Here is a 6,632-nt window from a genome sequence, read left to right as displayed (position 1 = left end):
GGCGAGGGGTGGTCGCGGCGGGAGTGAAGTGCCGCCAGCACTGCGGGTGTGGTGGGGGCGTTGCCCAGCGCGATGGCGATATTGCGCAGCCAGCGTTCATGCCCGCTGCGGCGGATGGCGCTGCCTTCGCTGCGGCGCAGGAATTCGTCTTCTTCCCAGGCAAACAGGTCCACCAGGCTGGCGTTGTCGAGGTCATTGCGGACGCGGAAGTCCGGCTCGTCGCTGCGTTTGGCGAATTTGTTCCACGGACAGACCAACTGACAGTCATCGCAGCCGTAGATACGGTTGCCTATCAGTGGGCGCAACGCTTCGTCGATGCTGCCTTCATGTTCGATGGTGAGATAAGAAATGCAGCGGCGCGCATCCAGCCGATAAGGCGCGGTGATCGCGCCGGTGGGGCAAACATCGATACAGCGCGTGCAGCTGCCGCAATGCGCGCTGGCGGGCGGGTCGATGGGCAGAGGAATATCGACAAACAATTCACCCAGAAAAAACCAGCTGCCACCGTGTTTGTCGATCAAGCAGGTGTGTTTGCCAATCCAGCCCAGCCCGGCATTGCGCGCCAACGCGCGCTCCAATACGGGCGCAGAATCGGTGAAGGCACGGTGGCCGAATGGGCCGATTTCCGCCTGCACGACCTCCGCCAATTTTTGCAGGCGGTTGCGCATCAGCTTGTGGTAGTCGCGGCCCAGCGCGTAGCGCGCCACGTAGGCGCGTTCGTGCGCGCGCAGGTTGGCCCATGCGGCGTCGGGGTCCTTGCCGTAATCCAGGCCCACCGAAATCACCCGCAAGGTGCCGGGCAGCAATTCGGCAGGCCGCGCACGCAGCGTGCCGTGGCGGGCCATCCATTCCATCGAGCCGTACAAGCCTTGCTGCAACCAATCCAGCAGATGTGCTTCGTCTTCACCCAGTTCGATGCCGGAAATTCCCACACGCTGGAAGCCAGCCGCATGGGCAAGTTTGCGGATACGCTGCGCCAGTGCGTTGTAGTCGGGTGTGGACATGGCGCAAATTATAGGTCTGCGCCGCGTTGCCACCCCGGAGTCCTTCGATGCATAGCCCGTATCCACTGTTTGATCCTGCGGCACTGCGCGAAATGGAAGCACGCGGCGCGCATTATTTTGATGGCGATGCCTTTGCATTGATGGCGCGTGCCGGGCAGGCCGGTTGGCGCTGCCTGCTCAAGCATTGGCCGCAGGCACTGCGGATTGTGGTGGTGTGCGGGCCGGGCAATAACGGTGGCGATGGCTATGTGCTGGCGCGGCATGCGCACACTGCGGGGCGTACGGTACGTGTGGTGCAGCTCGCGCCACCTGCAACCCCATTGGCACAGCGGGCATGCGCGGAGTATGTCGAAGCGGGTGGCGCGTTTGGCCCTGCATTGGGTGATTGCGATGTGATTGTCGATGCACTGTTCGGCATTGGCCTGTCGCGTCCGTTGGATGCGGTCACTGCGGCACATATCGACGCGATCAATGCGCATCCCGCCAAGGTGTTGTCACTGGATGTGCCCAGTGGCATCGATGCGCGCAACGGGCATGCGGTTGGCATGGCCATCCTGGCCGATGTGACGGTGCAATTCCTCGCCCGGCACCGTGGCTTGCGCACCGGCATGGCCTTGGATCATTGCGGGAAATTGGAGTTGGCGGGATTGGACTTGCCCGAGGCATTGTGGACGGGCATTGCACCGTCGGCGCTGGCGTTTCGTGCCGATGCCTTGCACGAGTGTTTGCCGCTGCGGCCGCGCAATGGCCACAAAGGACGCAATGGCCATGTGCTGTGCATCGGCGGCGAACATGGCAGTGGTGGTGCGATTGTCTTGGCCGCGCAAGCCGCGTTGCGCACGGGGGCCGGTTTGGTCAGTGTGGCGACGCGTGCCATGCATGTGCCAGCGCTATTGGCGCGCTGCCCGGAAGTGATGGCGCATGCGGTGGAAAGCAGTGCCGAGTTGCTGCCATTGTTGGCACGTGCCGATGTGATTGCCATTGGCCCCGGTTTGGGCCAGGGCGAGTGGGGCCGGGCGATGCTGGCCGCTGTGCTGCACGCGCTCACGCCGCGGGTGCTGGATGCCGATGCGCTCAATCTGCTGGCCGCATCTGCCACGACACTGGGCGAGGACGACATCATCACCCCGCATCCAGGCGAAGCCGCACGCTTGTTGGCAACCACCACGACGGATATTCAAGCCGATCGCTTTGCGGCAGCCACTGCCTTGCAGGACAAGTTCGGCAGCAGCGTGGTACTGAAAGGTGCGGGCAGCCTGGTGCAAGCGGCGGGCAGCGTGCCGGCGGTGATTGGCGCCGGTAATCCCGGCATGGGCGTGGGCGGCATGGGCGATGTGTTGACCGGCGTGATTGCAGCCTTGCGCGGGCAAGGTTTTGCAGCACCAGCGGCGGCCACCATCGGCGCACTGCTGCATGCCGCCGCCGGCGATGCGGCCGCATTGGACGATGGCGAGCGCGGCTTGTTGCCCAGTGATTTGCTGCCTTGGCTGCGCAGATTGGCCAATCCAGTGCGACGGTAATGTCGCTGATTCACGCCGCCTCCCTCTATGGATTCGAGGAATCGCTCTCAACTCATGTTGCGTCGCAGCCGATGAGATGCCGCTGTGCTCAAATGGCGTTTCAGATCCGAGGGCCGACGGTTGAATACTGCTGAACACGATGCGGGCCTGATCCTGCTGCGCGCCAGCCGGCTGGAGGCGTTGCTGGAACCACTGGAATCCCTATTGGCGCAAACGCGGCCGGTGCACCCGCTGGCCCCGCAGACGGTGATCGCCGCGCATCCCGGCATGAAGCAATGGCTGGCCGGCGCACTGGCACGGCAGGTGGGCGCAGGCCGCATCGTTGCCAATCTGGATGTGCAATTGCCCAGCACTTGGCTGGACCGGCTTTCGGCCGATCTACTGGACGCACGCGCGGTGGCCCTGCCGAATTACCGCCGTGGGCATCTGCGCTGGACCCTGCACGCGATGCTGGGCGATCCGTCCGCGCATGGCGTCACCGACCCACGCGTGCTGTCCTACCTGGACGCTTCGGCCAGCGCCGATGAGCGCGCTCTGCGCCGCTTCCAACTGGCCGACCGGCTGGCGCGGGTGTTCTCGCAGTACCTGGTGTATCGCAGCGACTGGCTGCAGGCCTGGGAGGCGGGCAAGCACGCCTTCGCCACCGCCAAGCATGGCGATGCGGCGTTGAGGGCACTGGAATCGGCCTGCCTCGCGCCGCTCTGGCAGGCGGTCGTCACAGCGCTGGGTGAGCATCGCGGCCGCTTGGTCGATGCGCTGGTCTCGGCACTGCAGGCGGATCCCGCGCCGCGCGCGCCGCTGCACGTGGTGGGTCTGTCGCACCTGCCGCCGGCGGAACTGTCGGTGCTGCGGGCCTATGCGCGCCGTGCGCCGGTATTCCTGTACGTGCCCGATCCCTGCCGCGAGTACTGGGGCGGCCTGCACAGGGCGACGGGGCAGGGCGGCTGGCGCAAGCCCGATGCGTCCGGTTGGCAAGCCTTCCGCGATGACGAACAGGCGCGCTTCGACGATCCCGATGCGCTCGACTGGCGCGAGCAGGGCCACCCGCTGCTGGCGCGCTGGGGACGCCTGGGCCAGCACTTCTTCGCCGCCCTGGTGGACGATGAGCTGCGCGAGGACATCCGCCATTGGCAGGACGACGGCGCCGGCACGCCGCCCGATCGACTGGCGCGCCTGCAGGACAGCATCCGCCGCTTGCAGCCGGAGTTGCTGCAGGAGGATGCGGTCGCCGCCAATGCCACGGCCGATCCCAGCCTGCGCATCCACGCCTGCCACACCCGCCAGCGCGAGCTCGAAGTGCTGCGCGATGCGCTGCTGGATGCCATCGATAAAGCGGGGGTGCGTCCCGGCGATATCGCGGTGATGGCGCCCGACATCCAGGCCTACCTGCCGTTGATCCCGGCGGTGTTCGGTGAGCCGGGCTCCGCGCGCGAGCGGCTGTTGCCCTACCACCTCGCCGACGTGCCCGTCGCCCGCAGTCATCCGCTGTTTGCCGTGTTCGACACCCTGCTGGGGCTGGGCGCATCGCGCATCACCGCGCCCGAGGTGGTGGACCTGCTGGGCGTGGCGGAGGTGCGCGCCGCCTTGGGACTGGATGCGGGCGATGCCGATATCCTGGTCGAATGGCTGCGCAACAGCCGCGTGGCCTGGGCGCTGGACGCTGCGCACAAGCAGGCACTGTCGCTGCCGGCGCGCGCCGAGCACAGCTTCGCCTGGGCGATGGACCGGCTGCTGGCCGGCTACCTGATGGCCGACGTGCCGGGCGGGATCGATCCGCAGCCGGTCACGCTGCCCGATGGCACCGCACTGCTGCCACTGGCCGGCATCGAAGGCCCGTCCGCGGCGGCGCTGGGCAGTCTGGACCGGCTGCTGTGCGAGCTGCAGGCGTGGCGCGACCTGGCCCCGATCGAACAGCCGGCAAGCCGGTGGGCGACGGTGCTGCGCGAGCGCGTGGACGCGCTGCTGCGCATCGACCGCACCGATGCCGACGCCCGCGCCGCGCTGTCGGTGGTGCATCGCGCGATCGCCCAGCTCGCCGCGGAACCGGCGCGCAACGGCGAGGACCCCGCGCTGCGCATGCCGGTGGTGTGTGAGCTGCTGCAGGACGCGCTGGCCGCCGCGCCGGAGCGCCAACGCTTCCTGATGGGCGGCATCACCTTCTGCGGCATGGTGCCGCAGCGCGCGATCCCGTTCGCCATGGTCTGCGTGTTGGGGCTGGACGAAGGCGCGTTTCCGCGCCGGCCATCCGATGGCGGCATCGACCTGATGGCGCGCCTGCGCCGCCTCGGCGACCGCGACGTGCCCGGCGACGACCGCTACCTGTTCCTGGAAACCGTGATGTCCGCGCGCAAGCGGCTGCACCTGTCGTACATCGGCCAGGGCGCGCGCGACGGCAAGCACCGCAACCCGGCCGCGCCGCTGGCCGAGCTGCTGGCCGAACTCGACCGTGCCTGTGGCAACGCGCCCGATGACGACAAGGCGCCGCGGCCGTGGCTGGTGCGACATCCGCTGCAACCGTTCGACGGCCGCTACTTCGACGGCACGCATCCGGCGCTGTTTTCGTTCTCGCCGGCATTCGCGGGCATGCGCGGGGCGGGCAGGGGAACGCTGCCGCGCCTGCGCGACGGCAATCTCCCCGCGCCGGAACCGCTGCCGGAGCCGCTGCCGCTGGCCACGCTGGAAGGCTTCTTCAAGGACCCGGCCAAGGCGCTGTTGAAGGAGCATCTGCAGCTGTCGCTGGATGCGCTGGACGACGACGTGCGGCTGGCGGAAGACGAGCCGATGGATGCGATTTCAAGGATCCACGCGGTGGCGCGCACGGTGTTCCTGCAGCAGGTGCTGCCGCGCAAATGCGGTGATCCCGCGTGGGCCTGGGACCGCCAGCCGCCGGCGTGGGTGGGGTTGGGCGGGTTGCTTCCGCTGGGCGCGGCCGGCGATGCGGCCTGGGCGAAGGAGGCCGACGCGGTGGACGCCTTGTGGAGCCAGGCGGATGCCTGCGGCCGTTTCGATCCGCGTGGCCAGCACGGCGGGCAGGCGGTGCGGGTGGACGTGGCCTTGTTGCTGCCCGGCGACGACGGTGCCGGAGACGGTGTGCCGCGGCGCATGACCGGGTTGCTGCGCAATGTGTTCCCGCTTGCAGGAGCGGCGGACGGGCTGCAGGTGGTGTTTGCGTTCCCCAATCCGAAAAAGGATGACAAGAAGCACCTCAAGGCCCCGCAGGATCTCGGCTTCAAGGAGCGCGTCCCCGCTTTTCTGCAGTGGGCGCTGCTGCGCCTGCAGCACGCAAGCACCGACACGCCTGCGCCGGTGCGCCTGACCATGCTGGCGGCCGGCGAGCCGGATCTTGCCATGCAGGCGAATGACTGGGATGCGAGATACTGCGGCGCCGACACTGCGAAGCGTGCGGCCATGGAAGCCGACCTGCGCCGGCGCCTGCGCGCCTTGATCGAGCTGATGCGGATGGGCCGCGAGGGCACCTCCTGGTTCCATCCGAAGTCCGGGTGGGCCGCCTTGCAGGCACAGCAAGGCGTGCCGAAAAAAGCCAAGGGCAAACAGGGCGAGGCCGAGGCGGAGAAGGACGCCGACTGCGCAGACGAGCCTTCAGCGGAAGCAGCGGCGCAGCAGTCGCGTGAGGCCGCGATCGCCAAGGCGGTGCGCGGCAAGTGGGTGAGTGAGTCCGGCCAAGGCGTCGGCGAGCGCGACTACGCCCCTGGCTATGCGCAGTTGCTGGAAGGCGACCTGATCTTCGGCGATCCCGACACCGACCCGGACAGTCGCGCCCTGCACGCGCTGCTGCAGGACGCGCAGGCCATCCACGGCCTGATCCTGTTGGGTGACGGTGACGCCAGCCCTGCAAACGCCAGCGAGGAAGCCGCATGAGCCAGCCCATGGATTGGACCACCTTGCCCTTGCAGGACGGCGGCCGCAGCTTGGTGGAGGCCAGTGCCGGCACCGGCAAGACCTGGACGATTGCCGTGCTCTACCTGCGGCTGCTGCTGGAGCGGCAGCTCTCGCCGCGCCAGATCGTGGTCAGCACCTTCACCAATGCCGCCGCCGCCGAACTGGGCGAGCGCCTGCGCGGCAAGCTGCTGTGGGCGCTGGCCGAGGC

At 68.0% G+C, this 6,632-nt stretch carries 4 protein-coding genes; 3 read left to right on the top strand and 1 reads right to left on the bottom strand.

What is annotated here, in order from left to right:
* Window positions 1-1,004, bottom strand: a 1,004-nt coding sequence (queG, locus tag QWB57_RS09985) for a tRNA epoxyqueuosine(34) reductase QueG (protein ID WP_288969380.1), incomplete at its 3' end; no start/stop codon positions are given.
* 47 nt (window positions 1,005-1,051) lie between these two features.
* On the opposite strand from queG, the gene QWB57_RS09980 reads away from it, so the two are divergent.
* From QWB57_RS09980 to QWB57_RS09970, 3 genes are all read left to right on the top strand, one after another.
* Window positions 1,052-2,524 carry an NAD(P)H-hydrate dehydratase gene (locus QWB57_RS09980; protein WP_288969379.1) on the top strand — a complete coding sequence of 491 codons (1,473 nt, stop codon included), beginning with the start codon at window positions 1,052-1,054 and terminating at the stop codon, window positions 2,522-2,524.
* Between the two features lie 120 nt (window positions 2,525-2,644).
* Window positions 2,645-6,403, top strand: a complete 3,759-nt coding sequence (recC, locus tag QWB57_RS09975) for an exodeoxyribonuclease V subunit gamma (protein ID WP_288969377.1) — start codon at window positions 2,645-2,647, stop codon at window positions 6,401-6,403.
* Window positions 6,400-6,632, top strand: a 233-nt coding sequence (locus QWB57_RS09970; RefSeq protein ID WP_288969376.1) for a UvrD-helicase domain-containing protein, incomplete at its 3' end; no start/stop codon positions are given. The genes recC and QWB57_RS09970, both read left to right, overlap by 4 nt.

Origin of the sequence: uncultured Thermomonas sp. (assembly GCF_937872235.1) — a bacterium.
Lineage (GTDB): Bacteria > Pseudomonadota > Gammaproteobacteria > Xanthomonadales > Xanthomonadaceae > Thermomonas > Thermomonas beijingensis.
Note: the sequence above shows the minus strand (reverse complement) of the source record. Positions and strands in the feature narration are given on the sequence as shown.